The 906-nt window shown below is 72.6% G+C and carries 1 pseudogene; it reads left to right on the forward strand.

From position 1 onward, the window contains the following. Positions 1 to 395 precede the first annotated feature (395 nt). Positions 396 to 617: pseudogene (locus E1289_RS37765) on the forward strand (tRNA (guanosine(37)-N1)-methyltransferase TrmD); the annotation flags it as partial. Positions 618 to 906 lie beyond the last annotated feature (289 nt).

Here is a 906-nt window from a genome sequence, read left to right on the forward strand (position 1 = left end):
ACCCCAGCGCCCGCTCTCACACCCACGCCTGTGCCCGCGCCCGCACTCATGCCCGAGCCCGCGACCGCGCCTGCGTCTGGGAGCGCCTCCGCGTTCGTGACTACGCCCGCGTCTGCGAGTTCCTCCACGCTTGTGACCGCGCTTGCGCCAGCGACCGCACCGATGCCCGCCCCTACGCCTGCCCGTGCGGCCGCACCTCCACCCGCGACCGCCTCTCAGCCGGCGAATGGTCCCGCTACCGCAAGCGCTGCCGCGCCTGTGCCCGCGCCGGCGTTTGGGGGTGCGTCTGCGCTTGCGGCCGCCTTCGCGTTTCCGGCTGCGTCCGCGACCGTCGTCGTCCCGCAGGGGCGGGCCCGGCTCCGCTCTGGAGCGGAGAGTTCCTCGGAAGGGCTTCGATGAGACTCGACATCATCACAATCTTTCCCGAGTACTTCGCTGCCCTGGACATCTCTCTCCTGGGCAAGGCCCGGCGGACCGGCATCCTCGACGTGCATGTCCACGACCTGCGTGACTGGACCCACGACCGGCACCGCACCGTGGACGACACCCCGTACGGCGGCGGCCCGGGCATGGTCATGAAACCCGAACCCTGGGGCGAAGCCCTGGACGCACTGGTCCCGCTCTCCGCCCGCGCCAGCGAACCGCCCTCCGGTGCGGCCCCCGCGGATCCCCTGTCTTCGACACCATCCGGGGCCACCACGTCGGGTGCGGGACCAGCACCAGCGGACACCCCCGATCCGGCACCTCCCAGCACGCCATCCGACAGCGCGGCACCCGGCGCGGCGTCCGGTAGCGCAGGATCTGGCGGAGATCTCAGCGGGGGAGCTTCCGGCGCGGGGTCCGACGACCCTACTTCCGGCGGAGGGGCCGGTAGCGCAGCAGTTGGTGGGGTGTCCGGTGCTGGGG

This window comes from Actinomadura sp. 6K520 (assembly GCF_004349245.1).
Taxonomy (GTDB): domain Bacteria; phylum Actinomycetota; class Actinomycetes; order Streptosporangiales; family Streptosporangiaceae; genus Spirillospora.